Source organism: Acinetobacter sp. B51(2017), from assembly GCF_003711395.1.
GTDB lineage: Bacteria > Pseudomonadota > Gammaproteobacteria > Pseudomonadales > Moraxellaceae > Acinetobacter.
The window spans coordinates 101,292-117,407 of record NZ_PJRJ01000004.1 but is presented as its reverse complement, the minus strand read 5'-3'; the positions used below and the strand labels follow the sequence as shown (position 1 = coordinate 117,407).

Annotated in this window: 17 protein-coding genes and 5 tRNA genes; 14 read left to right on the top strand and 8 right to left on the bottom strand. The window is 41.8% G+C overall.

Annotation, left to right across the window (positions count from 1 at the left end):
* Positions 1–80 precede the first annotated feature (80 nt).
* The 4 genes from CYK47_RS03440 to recN all read right to left on the bottom strand — a co-directional run bounded on the left by CYK47_RS03440 (position 81) and on the right by recN (position 3,888).
* Entirely contained in the window at positions 81–851 is a 771-nt protein-coding gene (locus tag CYK47_RS03440; protein ID WP_122898942.1) for an IclR family transcriptional regulator, read from the bottom strand.
* Between the two features lie 294 nt (positions 852–1,145).
* Complete coding sequence (gene ruvX, locus CYK47_RS03435) at positions 1,146–1,589, bottom strand: Holliday junction resolvase RuvX (RefSeq protein ID WP_122898940.1); 444 nt, start codon at positions 1,587–1,589, stop codon at positions 1,146–1,148.
* The gene (locus CYK47_RS03430; protein ID WP_122898938.1) at positions 1,582–2,139 is read right to left on the bottom strand and encodes a YqgE/AlgH family protein; all 558 of its coding nucleotides are present in this window, start codon (positions 2,137–2,139) and stop codon (positions 1,582–1,584) included. The genes ruvX and CYK47_RS03430 overlap by 8 nt, the downstream gene beginning before the upstream one ends.
* A gap of 87 nt (positions 2,140–2,226) precedes the next feature.
* Positions 2,227–3,888: a DNA repair protein RecN gene (recN, locus tag CYK47_RS03425; protein WP_122898936.1), complete on the bottom strand. Its 1,662-nt coding sequence runs from the start codon at positions 3,886–3,888 to the stop codon at positions 2,227–2,229.
* A 114-nt stretch (positions 3,889–4,002) separates the two neighbouring features.
* Here recN and CYK47_RS03420 point away from each other — a divergent pair, with 114 nt between their 5' ends.
* The 6 genes from CYK47_RS03420 to CYK47_RS03395 all read left to right on the top strand — a co-directional run bounded on the left by CYK47_RS03420 (position 4,003) and on the right by CYK47_RS03395 (position 8,816).
* Positions 4,003–5,331: a tetratricopeptide repeat protein gene (locus CYK47_RS03420; protein ID WP_122898935.1), complete on the top strand. Its 1,329-nt coding sequence runs from the start codon at positions 4,003–4,005 to the stop codon at positions 5,329–5,331.
* A gap of 31 nt (positions 5,332–5,362) precedes the next feature.
* Positions 5,363–5,611 (top strand): hypothetical protein, encoded by a 249-nt coding sequence (locus CYK47_RS03415; RefSeq protein ID WP_122898933.1) that lies wholly within the window; start codon positions 5,363–5,365, stop codon positions 5,609–5,611.
* Between the two features lie 40 nt (positions 5,612–5,651).
* Positions 5,652–6,632, top strand: a complete 981-nt coding sequence (locus CYK47_RS03410; RefSeq protein WP_122898931.1) for a nitroreductase family protein — start codon at positions 5,652–5,654, stop codon at positions 6,630–6,632.
* Positions 6,633–6,709: 77 nt separating this feature from the next.
* The gene (ppnP, locus tag CYK47_RS03405; RefSeq protein ID WP_122898928.1) at positions 6,710–7,033 is read left to right on the top strand and encodes a pyrimidine/purine nucleoside phosphorylase; all 324 of its coding nucleotides are present in this window, start codon (positions 6,710–6,712) and stop codon (positions 7,031–7,033) included.
* A gap of 113 nt (positions 7,034–7,146) precedes the next feature.
* Positions 7,147–7,899 carry a 23S rRNA (guanosine(2251)-2'-O)-methyltransferase RlmB gene (gene rlmB / locus CYK47_RS03400; protein WP_122898927.1) on the top strand — a complete coding sequence of 251 codons (753 nt, stop codon included), beginning with the start codon at positions 7,147–7,149 and terminating at the stop codon, positions 7,897–7,899.
* 2 nt (positions 7,900–7,901) lie between these two features.
* Positions 7,902–8,816, top strand: a complete 915-nt coding sequence (locus CYK47_RS03395) for a DMT family transporter (protein WP_122898925.1) — start codon at positions 7,902–7,904, stop codon at positions 8,814–8,816.
* A gap of 11 nt (positions 8,817–8,827) precedes the next feature.
* On the opposite strand, the gene coaE is transcribed toward CYK47_RS03395, so the two are convergent.
* Genes coaE through pilB form a run of 4 tightly spaced genes read right to left on the bottom strand, consistent with a single transcriptional unit; the run spans position 8,828 to position 13,254 of the window.
* Positions 8,828–9,427, bottom strand: coding sequence for a dephospho-CoA kinase (gene coaE, locus CYK47_RS03390; RefSeq protein ID WP_122898923.1), 600 nt, complete (start codon positions 9,425–9,427; stop codon positions 8,828–8,830).
* A gap of 10 nt (positions 9,428–9,437) precedes the next feature.
* Positions 9,438–10,295, bottom strand: coding sequence for a prepilin peptidase (locus CYK47_RS03385; RefSeq protein WP_122898921.1), 858 nt, complete (start codon positions 10,293–10,295; stop codon positions 9,438–9,440).
* A complete protein-coding gene (locus CYK47_RS03380; protein ID WP_122898919.1) occupies positions 10,295–11,521 on the bottom strand; it encodes a type II secretion system F family protein in 1,227 nt (408 codons plus the stop codon). The genes CYK47_RS03385 and CYK47_RS03380 overlap by 1 nt, the downstream gene beginning before the upstream one ends.
* A 29-nt stretch (positions 11,522–11,550) precedes the next feature.
* Entirely contained in the window at positions 11,551–13,254 is a 1,704-nt protein-coding gene (gene pilB, locus CYK47_RS03375) for a type IV-A pilus assembly ATPase PilB (protein WP_122898917.1), read from the bottom strand.
* 278 nt (positions 13,255–13,532) lie between these two features.
* On the opposite strand from pilB, the gene tpiA reads away from it, so the two are divergent.
* From tpiA to rimP, 8 genes are all read left to right on the top strand, one after another.
* Positions 13,533–14,324 (top strand): triose-phosphate isomerase, encoded by a 792-nt coding sequence (gene tpiA / locus CYK47_RS03370; RefSeq protein WP_122898915.1) that lies wholly within the window; start codon positions 13,533–13,535, stop codon positions 14,322–14,324.
* A gap of 13 nt (positions 14,325–14,337) precedes the next feature.
* Positions 14,338–14,667, top strand: coding sequence for a preprotein translocase subunit SecG (gene secG / locus CYK47_RS03365; RefSeq protein ID WP_122898914.1), 330 nt, complete (start codon positions 14,338–14,340; stop codon positions 14,665–14,667).
* A gap of 41 nt (positions 14,668–14,708) precedes the next feature.
* A tRNA-Leu gene (locus CYK47_RS03360) sits at positions 14,709–14,793 on the top strand.
* A gap of 45 nt (positions 14,794–14,838) precedes the next feature.
* A tRNA-Met gene (locus tag CYK47_RS03355) sits at positions 14,839–14,915 on the top strand.
* A 68-nt stretch (positions 14,916–14,983) separates the two neighbouring features.
* Positions 14,984–15,060: transfer RNA gene (locus CYK47_RS03350), tRNA-Met, on the top strand.
* Between the two features lie 71 nt (positions 15,061–15,131).
* Positions 15,132–15,208 (top strand) — tRNA-Met (locus CYK47_RS03345).
* Between the two features lie 86 nt (positions 15,209–15,294).
* Positions 15,295–15,371, top strand: a tRNA-Met gene (locus CYK47_RS03340).
* A 211-nt stretch (positions 15,372–15,582) separates the two neighbouring features.
* Positions 15,583–16,107 carry a ribosome maturation factor RimP gene (gene rimP, locus CYK47_RS03335; protein WP_122898912.1) on the top strand — a complete coding sequence of 175 codons (525 nt, stop codon included), beginning with the start codon at positions 15,583–15,585 and terminating at the stop codon, positions 16,105–16,107.
* Positions 16,108–16,116 lie beyond the last annotated feature (9 nt).

Sequence of the window (16,116 nt, the reverse complement as noted above, 5' to 3'; positions counted from 1 at the left end):
TGTAGCGAGATTGGCTACTTAAACTGTGGAAAAATTGTCAAAAAAAAGCCCATGTTAAACATGGGCGGAGTATAAAGTGCTCAAGACTTTTCTTGTTCAAGCGCCATAAATTTCTTTTCAATTAAAGCGGCATTCTCTTGTAAAATCTCGATTAATTTCTGTAAATTTACAAATTCAAAACGATTCTTAGACGCAAGCAAGGTCAAAGCCAGCGGGGGTTCTTTACTCGAGAATTTTACAGGTACTGACACACCAGCAATATTGGGATCAAGTTCACCATTAGAAAAGTAATAACCCTGTTTTTTAATTTTTTTCATTAAGCTTAAAAATTCTTCTTCACTATGGGCAAAGTGAACTTCGGCCAGTTGAGCAGAAAAGCGTTGGTAATAGTCTAAAATTTGCTGTTTAGGCAAATGTGAAATGATAGCTTTAGGTGAAGAACCTACATAGACAGGACGTGGGCAACCTCGTCCATAAGACAATAAGCTCATGTTTTTAAATACTTCATCATGTAGATCAATACATGAATCATAGTTTAAATGCGTCAGTAAACATGAAAACTCGGTGCGTTCGACAATATCTTTAATAAATGGAATGCTAATTTGTACTAAAGGGTCAGTGGTTCTAGAAATATAATCCAGCACAGCAATTTTAGAGCCTAAGGTGTAATCACCCGAAGTACCGCTTAAACGCTGTAGTAATTCGGCAGAAACCAATTCTTTTAAATAGCGGTAGCTGGTGGGTTTAGATAGGCCAAGCTCTGCACTGATCGTATCGACATTAATCACCGGACGAGATACCGAAAAAAGGTCTAAAACAGTCAGAATTTTACCAAAACTAGAAAGCGCCATAATTACCTGCGTACTCAAAAAATGTTTAATCAATAGTAATTCTCGATTACTTTACAACAAAAATGATACCCGCAGGCAAAGCTTTTTGGGCTATATACGCAAATCAATACAATTTAGAAAAATATATAATAAAGCAGCATGATTTGTATGAAGATTGCTGGCGAGTTTTAGAGTTGATTCTTTATATAAGAGATTCAAGTTGTAAAAATGCCAGCTGGCGTGGTTTTATATCTCATTAGTACGTTTTGCTGCTTAAAACAGCAATAAAAAAGCACCTTAACGGTGCTTGTAAGATTAAGGCTTTACACCTTGCGGATCACGATACCAACTTTCAATAAATAAAGCCGCAGCCATACTGTCAGCAGCAATATTTTTACCACGACCTTTAGCTTGATAGGATATAAGTTCATCGCGTGCTTCACGCGTGGTTAAGCGTTCATCGACCATTAAGGTTTCAATGTTGGTTTGATGACGTAGGCGACGGGCAAATTTACGCGCCCGAGCAGAAAGCTCAGATTCGCTGTCATCCATATTTAGGGGTAAACCCACTAAAAAAAGGGTGGGTTGATATTGCTTGACGATTTTAAGCAGATTGTCCCAATCAGGAATCCCATCGCGCATTGGAAACAAGGCGAGGGGATTCGCACTATGAATCAAGGATTGACCTACGGCCATGCCCATTTTTTGTGTGCCAAAGTCAAAAGCCATTAGCATATGGGGTTGGTTTAAATCAGGCATGTCCAATCTCAGAAGATAACCAAGTGCGGTCGAGGCCCATTTTTTTATAGGCAGCGTCCCAGCGCTCGGCATAAGGTAAATTAAAAATTAAATCCATATCAGCATCGCAGACCAACCACTCACCGCGGGCAAGTTCTTGTTCAAGCTGATTTTTATCCCAACTGGCATAACCAAGTGCAATTTGATAATTGCCTACACCTTGGTTGTGCGCAATCGCATCCAAAATATCTTTGGAGGTGGTAATACACACGTTTTCACCAACCGCCACCGAAGAATGCCAAGTCGGCTGACCTGTATGCAAGACAAAACCTGCTTCAGGGCGTAGGGGGCCACCTTGTAAGACTTCATGTGGATGCACATGGTCGGCAGTGATTTCAAGGTCATTGAGTAACTCTTTCACCTGAATACCAGATGGGCGGTTAATGATAATGCCTTGAGCACCATCTGCATCATGCCGTGCCAGATAAATGACGGTATTTGCAAAAAAGTCATCCGCCAAATCCGGTGGGGCAATAAGGCAACGGTGCGTCAAATATTGTTTATTTGGCAATGCGGCAAATCTCCTTTTTTGCGTGAGTACATCTATTCAAATTACTAGAGTCCGACCAATAAACCAATGTCTTTTTGTGTATTTACATTACAGCTGTTGGAATTTGAGCTGACGTAGCTGTTTGGCATGCTGCAATGTGGTTTGATTAATTTCAACACCGCCTGTCATACGTGCCAATTCTAAAATACGATCTTCTTCATTCAGCTCAAAAATGGTACTACTGGCTGGATCAGTTTGTTGTTTTTGCACCAATAAGTGCTGATCAGATTGGGCTGCGACCTGTGCTTGATGCGTGATACATAAAATTTGCACATGTTGTGCCAAGTCTGCCAGTAAACGCCCAACGATTTCCGCGGTACCGCCACTAATCCCGACGTCAATTTCGTCAAATACTAAAATCTCGGCATCGGTTTTCTCAGCATTCATCACTTGCATCACCAATGCGATACGTGACAATTCACCACCAGAGGCCACTTTGGCCAATGGCTGTGCTGGCATACCTTTGTTGGCTGTAAACAGTAATTGCACCAAACTTAAACCTTCAGCATTGGGTTGCTCTAAAGGCTCAAACTTAAATTCAAAATGTGCTTCAGGTAGCGCCAATTGCTTGACTTGTTCAGTGAGTTTAAGCGCCAAAGGTACGGCTGCTGTACGGCGTAATTGGTCTAGGGCTTGGGCATGTTGCATAAAATCTTGTTCAGCCAAAGCAACTTGCTCGGCTAAGGTTTCTGGATCTTCAAGCTGTTGTAGCTGCTCGAGCTCTGCTTGCCAGTTTTCATATTCTTGTTTTAATTCTTCAGGTTGGCTACGGTATTTACGCGCCAAACGATGGAACAGTTCCATGTGGCTGTTTAGCTCTTCCATGCGTTCTGGGTCAAAGCTTTGACGATCAATAAATTGACGAATACTACTGGTGGCATCATCCAGTTCACTTTGCGCATTGAGTAAAGAGTTATAAATATTACCCAATTGTTCGCTACGTCCTGCATGATCTTCTAAACGGCGAATGATGCTCGACAATTCTTGGTTTAAGTTTTGCTCGGCATCATCTAAGGCAGTTAAGGCATAACCGCAATCTTGCATGATGCTTTCATGGTGACTTAAGCGATCAAACTCTTGTTCGATGTCTTGATAATCAAGCTGTACCACATCTTCGAGTTCTTCAAGTTGTAACTCCAAAGTTGCCATACGTTGTTGGCGGGTGGCTTGGGCATCCAATGCAGCTTGATGCTGACGAATGGTGTGTTGCCAAGTTTGATAGGCTTCACGTACGGTTTGGGCAGGTTGTTGTAACTGACTATAACGATCTAACCAACGTTTAGGATAAGGTTGCTCAAGGAGTTGTTGCTGACTGTGCTGGCTATACAGTTGTACCAATAAGCGCCCCAATTCTCTGAGTTCAGTTAAGCTGCTAGGACGACCATTAATCCATGCTTTAGAACGACCTGTAGCAAAAATCACTCGGCGTAAATGGATTTCGCCTGAGTCATCATCAAGTTCTTGTTGTTGTAACCATTTTGCTTCGGGGCTATGGTCTTTATAACTAAACACCGCCGTGACATCAGCTTTATCACAGCCAAAACGTACATAGTTGGTGTCGGTACGTTCGCCTAAACAGGCAGAGAGTGCATCTAAAAGTAAGGATTTACCAGCACCGGTTTCACCTGTTAACACATTAAAACCGCTGTTAACATCAAGGGCAAGGCGTTCAGCTAAAGCAAAATTGATCAGAGTTAAATGTGTCAGCATAAACCCATCCAGGCTGCAAAAAAAATGAATAAAAAATCGTCAGCTTTCTTTTGTCATCGCCAGACTTTTATTCTAAGATGACGTAAAACATAACAATTCTATATTAAATTAAATATGAAAATACAATTAAGTTTTTCCAGTTCGCCCTATTCAACATTAAAACAACAACCCAACGCGACAGCAGCGGGAAGCGTAGCTGCGATTCCAGATCAAACTGCGCTAAAACAACAGTTAGATCAGTTGGCGATACGTTTTCGTGATGCGATTGCAGTATCGGATTATCTTACTGCACATCAAGCAGTGAAAGAGGTACTGGCCTTAGTACCTAAGCATCCCACTGCGAAAATGGATTTAGCATTTACAGCGCTGCGTTTAGAGCGCTATCAAGAGGCATATCAGCATTATTTAGAGGTATTGGAGATGCCAGCCAGTGAGCTGAGCTACCATGTCTATGATGGCTTGGTTGAAGTGTGTTTGGCGCTAGAATTAAATGCAGAGCGACAAAAATATGGCGCTTTGGCACTGTTACATAAGCAACGCGAAGTCGAAAAGAATCATATTTTGACCTTTCCTAAACAGCGACCTGAATTTGATCCAAGTGAGCCTGAAGAAAATATTATTAGCTTTGCTTTAGATAGTGCTGATCCGCGCTATTGTGAAAGTGCCATATTAAATGTGCGTTATGCGCAAGATATTTTTCCAGAATGGACGTGTCGTTTTTATATTAATGATGCCGTGCCGATGGATGTACAACTGCGTTTAAAAATTGCTGGGGCGCAAGTCAAAAAAGTGCCGCAAAACCAACAGCATTATCCTATGGAGTTTTGGCGCTTTTTAGTCATGGGTGATCGTCAAGTCAAATTCTTCTTAATTCGTGATGTAAATACCTTGCTATCGCGCCGTGAACGCGCTGCGGTCAATGATTGGTTAGATAGTGAATATTGGTTCCATCATATGCGCGACTATGCCACCCATACAGAGCTGTTATTAAGTGCATATTTAGGTGGCTGTTTTGGGCCCTTTAAGCATATCGAAAGTATTTTGCAGCAGTACTGGCAATTGCATCAGCAGACGCAAAAGAAAGATCAAGAATGGTATTTTTTAAGACAAATGTGGCCAACCATTGCACGTAGTTTATTAATGCATGACTCACAGGGATATGCCAGTAATGCAGTGGCATTTCCCGACTATGTCGCTAAAAGTGATTATGAAAAAGCCCACTATTTTTATGTGGGTGCAGATTTAGCAACCCCTGTAGTCGAAGTCAAAGTGCATGAGCCTGATGCTAAACAAGTACGCTGGCATTTAGTCGATGAGCAGCTCAATAGTATTTGTGCTTATGATTCTAAAGTAGAGGCAGGCAAAATTCGTATGAACTTGCCACGTCCTTATGCTGAATCTTTAACAACAGGGCAGTGGAAAATATGCCTACAACCCTATTAAACAATATTGTATAAAGGGAGAAAGGGACATCATGAAAACAACAATAGCCTTGCCGCAAAGAAAAAAAACATTAACTAGACAACAATTAAACCAACGCTTAACTGCATTACATAAAGAATATAAACAGCAACGACAACTTGGAAATGATCAACAAGCTTACCAAAAGCTAAATGCTGCACATCAGCTTTTGCCTGATCATCCAATCATATTAATTGATCTTGCTTATTTAGAGTTGCGTCTAGGCTTATCAGCATTATCAACAAGCTATTCCTCTTGTTGAGCAATCCAAAGCCATTAATCTCTATGATGGTCTGACTGAGGTGTGTCATCATTTAGGATTAAAGGCAGAACGCCAAAAATATGGTGCATTATCAGTTGCTTTAAAAAAACAGCAAGTAATCACTGCTGCAAAAACAAAAATCTCTAAGCCGCGCCCACTTTTTGATCCAACTCAGCCCCAACGCAATGTGATTGCTTTTTCGTTATTTGGTGCTGATCCACGTTATTGTGAAACTGCATTATTGAACCTCAGGTATGCTCAAAAAATTTATCCTGCTTGGACTTGTCGTTATTATCTAGACAATAGTGTTCCATTGGAAATTCAACAGCGTTTAAAAGAGCAAGGTGCTCAAGTGATTCAAGTAAATATGGCACAACAGGCTTATTCTGGCTTAATGTGGCGCTTTGCTGTGATAGATGATCCAGAGGTGCAATTTTTTCTTATTCGAGATGCAGATTCTTTAGTGTCATATCGTGAAGCTGAAGCTGTGAATACATGGCTACAAAGTGACAGGTGGTTTCATTGTATGCGTGACAGTTATAGCCATAGTGAGTTGTTATTGGCTGGGATGTGGGGTGGCTGTGTAGGCATATTTAATGATATTCAAGAAAAAATACAAAATTATGTTAAGACAGACGATTATTTAAGTGCTCGTGTTATTGACCAACATTTTTTGCGGCATTGCTTATGGCCAACTATTGCACAAAGTTTAATGACACATGATTCGCAAGCCTATGAGCCGAATGCTATAGATTGTGTCACTCCTGAAAATCAGATGCCTTATGAAATGGAATCCTCGTTTCATGTTGGAAGTAACTACGCAGCAGCATGTGTTGAGGTACCTGTCCAGTACGAACAAGGTGCACAATTGAGTTGGCAACTGTTAGATGAGCAGGAACAAATAATTTGTAAGTATCAATCTCAGGTTTTAGCAAATCAAAAAATCCAAATTCATTTACCTAGACACTACGCTCAGAATATACAACAAGGGCAGTGGAAAATATGTCTACAACCCTATTGATCAATTGATTAGTTGTTGACGCAGATTTAAACTACAGCGATTGGAATATTACAACATACTATTTGTGGAGAAAAAGCATGTCGATGCAGTTTGATCATGTATCTGTAGTAAAAAAATCAAATGTTTACTTTGGCGGTTTATGTGTGAGTCACACGGTACAATTTGCTGATGGCACTAAAAAAACTTTAGGCGTGATTCTGCCGACTTCTCAGGCATTGACATTTGAAACCCATGCACCTGAGCGTATGGAAATTATCTCAGGTGAATGCCGTGTACAAATTGCTGACAGTGCCGACAGCGAACTCTTCCGTGCTGGTCAATCTTTCTATGTGCCAGGTAATAGCCGTTTTAAAATCGAAACCAGTGAACCTCTAGATTACGTGTGTCACTTCGAAGGCTAATTCAAGCAATTTTACAGTGAATCAGTTAAACTGTAGTTGTTCAAATCCTGTAAGGTGTACTTTGCAGGATTTTTTGTTTTTGGCATTGTCACAGTTAAATCTTGAGGTCGTTCATGGCTAAATTAGAATATTTTTATGGCGTTCACTCTGTGGAGTCATTGTTAGAGCTTGAGCCTGAGCGCGTTTTGAATCTGTTTACCTTAAAAGGTCGTGATGATCAGCGCTTAAAGAATATTTTGGCTCTTGCAGAACCGTTTGGCATTAGCGTACAGCAAGCGAGCCGCGACAAATTAGAAAAAATGGCGGGTCAACCCTTCCATCAAGGTGTGGTGGCAGCAGTACGTCCGCATCCCACTTTAAATGAACAAGATTTAGATGCATTACTCAAAAATAATCCAAAGGCCTTGTTATTGGCTTTAGACCAAGTGACTGATCCGCATAACTTAGGTGCATGCATTCGTACCGCAGCGGCGATGGGTGCAGAAGCAGTGATTGTACCGCGCGATCGTTCGGCAAGCTTAACGCCTACAGCACGTAAAATTGCTGCAGGTGGTGCCGAAAAAGTCAAATTTATTCAAGTGACTAACTTAGCGCGTACTTTAGGCAACATTAAAGATGAATTTAATGTGCAAGTGGTGGGTACTATGTTGGATGAAAAAGCCTTGCCAATTCATGAGTTTGACTTTACCGGCACAGGCGTTTGTGTGGTGATGGGAGCAGAAGATACAGGTCTACGTCCAATCACTCAAAGCCAATGTGACCAAACGGTGTACATTCCAATGGCCGGCAACTTACAAAGCTTAAACGTCAGTGTAGCGACAGGTATGGCGTTATACGAAGCGTGTCGTCAACGTAACGGAAAATAAGCATGTCACCCAGATACCAAGGTTATTTATTTGTTCTGATTACCATGTGTATCTGGGGCGGCTTTACCCTCACAGCCCGCCTCAGTGCCAATTGGCAAATTAGTGCTTGGGATATTACTGCACTGCGTTTTGCTTTGGCCTTTATGATTTTAATGCCAATTTTAATCTATAAAAAAGACACTGCTTTTTTATGGAATCGACGTGCCTTTACTTTAGCCATGATTGGTGGCTTAGGGTATTGCCTAATTTGCTATACAGCCTTTCATTATGTCCCTGCGGCACATGCTGCAATTTTCTTAAATGGCTGCATTCCGCTATGTACTGCGCTGATGGCATGGCTGTTATATAAAGCGCCGTTTGATAAAAGTACTTGGATTAGTGTGCTGATTATGCTGCTGGCAATTGGCAGTATGAGCTATCTGATGTACCAAGAAACAGGCGTTGCCTTTGGTTTTGGCGATTTACTGTTTTTTAGCAGCGCTTTGTTGTGGGGGACTTTTAGTGTATTGCTTAGACAATGGAAACTGTCGGCTTGGCATTCGATGGCTAGTGTGGCGATTTGGTCAGCCATTGTTTACATCCCAATTTACTTAGTGTTTTTACCAAAAAATTTAAGTGAACCAGAACCGATACAACTGCTGCTACAAACGATTTTCCATGGGGTGTTTGTGGTGATTATTGCCACACTGACCTATGTTGAAGCCATTAAACGTTTAGGGGCATTTAAGGCGGGCAGTATTGTGACCCTTGCGCCATTTATGGCGGCTATTTTGGCGGTACCCTTACTCGATGAACCGCTCAGTATGGCCATTATTTGTGGTTTGGTGGGAATGGCGATTGGTGCTTTGCAACCATGGCGTTGGATGGGGCGTAAAGATCCTTTAGCCGCTAAATTGGCAGAAAAAAAGCAGTCTTAAGACTGCTTTTTTTATTGTTCGCTTAAGGCTAAATAATGTAAATGTAAGGGGCGAAGTTTGGTATAGAGATGTGCAAGCTCACCATCATTTAATACAATATCATCAGCTAAATTTTGCTTTTGCTCACGCGACATTTGCGCAGCAATAATGCTTTGAATTTGTTCGAGGCTTTGTCCATCACGCTGTGAGGCACGGGCAATTTGTAGCTCAACACTGGCATCAATTAATAGTGTGCGTGAGGTAAGTTGGTTTTGCTGACTTTCAAATAAAAGAGGCGATACCAAAATCACATAAGGACTGGTGGCTTGTTCAAGCTGCTGAATAATCGATTGACGAATTGCAGGATGAGTAATGCTGTTTAAGGTTTGCCGTGCAGCATTATCTTGAAATACATGTTCACGCAAAGCACGACGATTTAACTCGCCATTATCCAGTAACACCCAATCGCCAAACGCAGCGACCAATTGTGCTAACACCGGTGAACCAGCTTCGACTACTTCACGCGCTACGATATCAGCATCAACCACACAAATGCCTTGTTGCTCAAACCATTGACTTGCTGCAGATTTTCCGCTGCCAATGCCTCCTGTTAAACCCACAATCAAACGCATAAGGCGATCCTTAACCTAAGTAAACTTGCATGATTTGGTCGCCCCATAAAAAGGCAATCCAGCCAGCAATTGCAATATAAGGACCAAAGGCAAACGCCTGATTTTCTTGGCGTACTTTGAGTAAAATAATCCCAATAATCGCACCGACTACGGATGAAAGTAACACAATCAACGGCAGCATTAAAGGGCCCATCCAAGCGCCTAGGGCAGCGAGTAATTTAAAGTCACCATAACCCATGCCTTCTTTGCCAGTCACGAGTTTAAAGAGGTAATATACGCTCCATAAGCATAAGAAACCAATCACATAACCCCAAATGGCTTGTGTGGGCGTAGTATACAGCGCATAACTGTTGACGATTAAACCTAAAGCCGCCAGAGGCAGAGTATAGCGATCTGGTAACAATTGGGTATCAAAATCAATAAAGGTTAACGCGATTAAAATATAAGTCAGTACTAAACCAAATAACATCTGTACAGTTGGCCCCAACACTGCCACCACAACCAAAGCGCAGGCTGCGGTCAGCAATTCAATCAGCGGATAACGCATGCTAATTGGGTTTTGGCAATTACCGCATTTGCCGCGCAGTACAAGCCAACTCAGCAGCGGAATATTTTGATACCAACGAATCGCGGTTTTACATTTTGGGCAAGTGGAAGCCGGTTGGCTTAAGCTAAACTTGCTGTCATCGATGATGGGCTGTTCAGGATGCAACAACATTTGGCATTCATTGTGCCATTCTTGCTGCATCATTTTTGGGGTGCGATAAATCACCACATTTAAGAAACTACCAATACACAGGCTGAAGAGTCCAACCACGATATACAGCGCAGTTGGGTTGTTGCTTAAAAAATACACAATGTCTTGCATTAGACCACAGAACCCATTTGGAAGATTGGCAGGTACATGGCAATGACTAAACCACCTACGAGTACACCTAAAATTGCCATAATCAGTGGCTCCATCATAGAGGTTAAGCCATCTACCGCGTTATCGACTTCGTTTTCATAATGGGTTGCAACTTTATCGAGCATGGCATCTAAGGCACCTGATTCTTCGCCAATTGAGACCATTTGAATCGCCATTGAAGGGAATTTATTGGTCGCACGCATGGCAAACTGTAATTGTTGACCTGTAGCGACGTCATCACGGATTTTGAGTACAGCTTCTTCATAAACCACGTTGTTGGTTGCACCCGCAGTTGACTCTAGTGCATCAATGAGGGGTACACCGGCAGCAAAGGTCGTGGCTAAGGTGCGGCTATAACGCGCGATAATGGCTTTATAAATTAGATCACCAAAAATCGGCAGTTTGAGAGCGGCTTTGTCGAGCGCATCGCGGAATTTTTTACTGCGTTTTTTCGCTTCTAAAATCAAAGCAATCGCAATAGCAACACCTATAATTAAAATAAACCAGTAGCTTTGCATCCAGTTTGACATATTCACTACCATTTGCGTAAAGGCAGGTAAGTCAGCACCAAAGGAGCTAAACAGGTCTTGGAAGACAGGTACCACTTTGACCATCAAAATAATAGTGACAATCACCGCCACTACAATCACGGTGGCTGGATATTTCATGGCTTTTTTGATTTTTTGCTTGAGTAACTCGCTCTTTTCTTTATAGACCGCGACACGGTCTAGCATGGTTTCAAGCGCACCAGATTGTTCACCTGATTCCACTAATGAGCAGAATAACTTGTCAAAATGCTGTGGATATTTACGCAGAGCGCCAGCAAAGGTATTACCACCTTCGACTTCACCTTTAATGCCCAGCACCACTTCACGCATGGCAGGGTTGTCTAAACCTTCTGCCACAATTTCAAAGCTTTGTACCAAAGGCACACCCGCTTTCATCATGGTAGCAAGCTGACGGGTAAAGATGGTGATATCTAGAGTGGTGACCCGTTTTTTGGTAAACGCTTCAAGAATATTTTTTTTCTTTTCTCGAATGGTCTTAATGGTAATCCCTTGCTTACGGAGGGTGACTTTAGCTAAAGCCATATTCCGTGCTGGAATTTCCCCCTTAATCTTTATCCCCTTACGATCAACACCATCGTAGATGAAAGTTGGCATCATCTGTGCTTTTTTGACAGCCATGCAAGTTATCCTTATTTTAAATACTTGGTCTATTCGCTGGTTACGCGGTTCACTTCTTGTAAAGAAGTGACGCCTTGCATCACTTTAAGTAAGCCTGAACGACGCAGGTTACTAAACCCCAATGCTTGTGATTGCTTGGAAATTTCAATGGAATTGGCATCTTCCATAATTAACTTAGAAATTTCAGGCGTAATTTTCATTACTTCATAAATCCCGACACGCCCTTTGTAGCCTTCACGACATTCACTACAGCCCACAGGCTGATAAATTTGAAACTCTTGTTGTAAATCTTCTTCGCTAAAGCCCATTTCAAGTAGGCTGTTTTTTGGAATCTCAATCGGCGCTTTACATTGTTTACATAAACGACGTGCTAAACGCTGTGCAATGACTAAGTTAACCGAAGTGGCAATATTAAATGAAGGTACACCCATATTGCGTAAACGGGTTAAGGTCTCTGGTGCACTGTTGGTATGCAGCGTTGACATCACCATATGACCCGTTTGCGCGGCTTTAATAGCAATTTCTGCTGTTTCTAAATCTCGAATCTCACCCACCATGACAATATCTGGATCTTGACGTAAGAATGAACGTAGCGCTACCGCAAAGGTTAAGCCGACCTTGGGATTGACGTTGACCTGATTAATCCCTTCTAAGTTAATCTCCACAGGATCTTCGGCAGTGGAAATGTTGGTATCTTCGCGGTTTAAAATATTTAAACCTGTATATAGTGATACGGTTTTACCCGAACCTGTTGGCCCTGTAATCAGTAACATGCCTTGCGGTTTGTCCAAGGCTTCCATAAACAAAGCTTTTTGATCAGGCTCATAACCCAAAGCATCAATACCGAGCATGGCACTGGATGGATCTAAAATACGCAGCACGATTTTTTCACCGAAGAGTGTGGGCAGGGAGTTAACACGAAAATCAATGGCTTTGTTTTTAGAAATTTTAAGCTTAATACGTCCATCTTGCGGCACACGCTTTTCTGAAATGTCCATTTGTGACATGACTTTTAAACGTGCCGATAAACGGGTGGCTAATTGCAACGGTGGGGTGGCAATTTGACGTAATACCCCATCAATACGATAGCGCACACGATAAACCTTTTCATAAGGTTCAAAATGCAAATCTGATGCACCCATACGAATAGCGTCAATTAATAACTTATTGATATATTTAACAATAGGGGCTTCATCTTCTGCCGTTGGTTCATCATGATCATGATGCGGTTCTGGGTCAGCTTGTAAGTCTAAATCTAAGTCTTCGTCAAAATTAAAAGTGGTGTCTTCGGCAAAATTGGCTTCAATGGCTTTTTCAAGTTTGTCATGTTCGACAATCACCAGTTCAACATTCTTTTTGCTGTTAAAACGAATCGCATCTAAAGCATCAATATTGGTTGGGTTACTGGTCGCTAAATACAGCAAATGCCCACGTTGATAAATGGGTAAGACACGGTATTTTAAAATTAACTTATCTTCAATTAAGTCAGTGATTAAGTTAGACGAGTCGTAGGCATTTAAATCAAATAATGGCTCACCAAATTCTTGGGAGATTTTTTCTGCAATGGCGTAAGGCGGGATATTTAAATGATCAATTAAAAAAGGGACAATATCTTGTTCAGTTTTCTTGGCACTTAAGATCGCCTGTTGCATTGCTTCAGCGCTAATGACGCCGTCGTCGACCAAGCGTCGAATAAAGCCTGTGAATTTCGGCGCCCCGTGTGTAAATGACATGCCCCAATCGTCCTCAACATAAATTGTTTATAATACGTATAACAAAATTATACTTTTGTTGCGTGAAAATACTATATCTCAAAGTGTGGTGTTTGCCTTAAATATGGAGTAAAAATTGAACGAGTTAGAATTAAATCTATGCTTTTTCAATATTTAAGCTACCAAGATCAAGCGAAGTTGAATTTGTAAATTCATGCAATACAAGAAAGTATGCTTAAAAATTTACAATTCCGTGTAGAATATGCGCGTTTTTATGAATTGTTTTTTATAGGTCATTTATGTCGGCTTCGACCATTACCCCTTGGGTTATAGGCAACTGGAAAATGAATCCAGTGCAGGCACAAGCACAGCAATTGCTGAATGAATTTAAACAATTATTGCAAGATCATGGTATTGCAGAAGAAAAGTGTCATTTAGGAATTGCGCCAACGATGTTGGCTTTAAGCACTGTGCAAGCACAATTGTCTGATGCGGTGCGCCCAGTGTATAGCGTAGCACAAGACGTATCGCGTATTGCGGGTACGGGTGCTTATACGGGTGAGGTCAGTGCTGAACTTTTGCTGGATGCTGGTATTGGCTATGTGTTGATTGGCCACTCAGAACGCCGTGAGATTTTTGCGGATAACCGCGACAGCTTAAACGCTAAAGTACAAAATGCCTTAAATGCTGGTCTAAAAGTGATTTACTGCGTAGGTGAAAGTTTAGAACAGCGTGAAGCGGGTCAAGCAGAAGCAGTGGTATTGCAACAAATTTGTGATATTGCTGGCGTGGTTGCTGCTGAACAGTGGGCCAATATTATTGTGGCTTATGAGCCAATTTGGGCGATTGGTACAGGTAAAACAGCTTCTCCTGAAGATGCGCAAGCGATGCATGCAAAAATTCGTGAAGGCTTAAAGCAAATCACCAGCTATGGCGCGAGCATGGCTATTTTGTATGGTGGTAGTGTAAAAGCTGAAAATGCAGTAGAGTTAGCGGCCTGTCCTGATATTAATGGTGCACTTGTTGGCGGTGCATCACTCAATGCCCAATCTTTCCATCAGATTGCTTTAGCATTTGCCAATACACAATAATTAGGAGTACAGCATGCAAACTTTTGTGCTGGTCGTACATATTATCTTAGCCTTGTTAATGATCGTATTAATTTTAGTACAGCACGGTAAGGGTGCGGATGCTGGCGCTTCCTTTGGTGGTGGCGGTGCAGCAACAGTGTTTGGTGCTTCGGGTTCGGGTAATTTTTTAAGTCGCTTAACTGCAATTTTAACTGCGCTATTTTTTGTCACCAGTTTGACTTTGGCGATCTTTGCTAAGAATCAAAGTAATGACTCATATAGCTTAAAATCAGTACCAAGCACACAAACTGCACCAGCTACATTGTCTGAAACTTCACCAGTTGTGCCAAAAAGCGCAGAATAAGCTTCCCTTTTTGTAAAGGAAGGATTAGAATGCGGGCTGCTGCGGTGGTGGTGGAATTGGTAGACACGCTACCTTGAGGTGGTAGTGCTTTCGGGCGTGGGGGTTCAAGTCCCCCCTTCCGCACCAACTTTAATCCAGAAGTTAAGTTGGTGTAAGCGGCAAATCTGTTGATGCGGGATGGAGCAGTCTGGTAGCTCGTCGGGCTCATAACCCGAAGGTCGTTGGTTCAAATCCAGCTCCCGCTACCAATCTTATTTAGCATACAAACTAAATAAGAATCTAACTTAAAGTTAAATCAGAGAATTTTGTATATAGTTGCGGGATGGAGCAGTCTGGTAGCTCGTCGGGCTCATAACCCGAAGGTCGTTGGTTCAAATCCAGCTCCCGCTACCAATCTTATTTAGCTTGCAAACTAAATAAGCATTTAGCCTTTAAGTTAAATGAAAATAATTTGTATATGTCGTTGCGGGATGGAGCAGTCTGGTAGCTCGTCGGGCTCATAACCCGAAGGTCGTTGGTTCAAATCCAGCTCCCGCTACCACTTTTAATTAAGCCAGAACTTAATTAGTGCGATTAATTTTTAGATTGAAAATTAACCGTAATACAGATATAATTTTTGCACGTTGATGCGGGATGGAGCAGTCTGGTAGCTCGTCGGGCTCATAACCCGAAGGTCGTTGGTTCAAATCCAGCTCCCGCTACCAAGTTTTCTAAAGGCTCACAAAAAGGTGGGCCTTTTTGCACAGTGGACATTTGTTTTCTGTGTAATAATGAGGGCGATTGACGCCCTTTTTTATTGGCTATCGTGTAGTGTCGACATCAATTGGTCAAATAGTCATGTTTCACTACTATTATAGTCCTGTCCAATCTTATGGTCGTTCTGACCATTGAATCGCACAAAATTGACGAGAGTAAATGAAGCTATCAAATAAAACTCAAGCACTCCAAGACCTAATCGCTCCGGCTGTGCAAGCTTGTGGTGTTGACCTGTGGGGCATTGAATTTTTGCCACAAGGGAAACGTTCTTTATTACGTATTTATATTGACAAAGAAATCGATCAAAACGCAGCGCCAGTTCTAAATGAAGATGGTGAAGAAGAGCAAGGTCGTGGTATTGGCGTACAAGATTGTGTTCGCGTGACACAGCAAGTTGGCGCAATGCTCGACGTGCATGATCCAATTTCAGGTGAATACTCATTAGAAGTATCTTCACCAGGTTGGGATCGTCCATTCTTCCAATTAGAACAAATGCCGGCTTATGTAGGTCAGCAAGTGGCATTACGCTTGATCAGTGCTGTAGATAACCGTCGTAAGTTCCAAGCAAAACTTGTTGCTGTGGATCTTGAAAACGAAATGATTCAAGTGGAAGTTGAAAAACAACAAGTGTTGGATATCGACAGTCACAATATTGATAAGGCAAATTTAGTCTACCAAGACTAATTTAGAAAG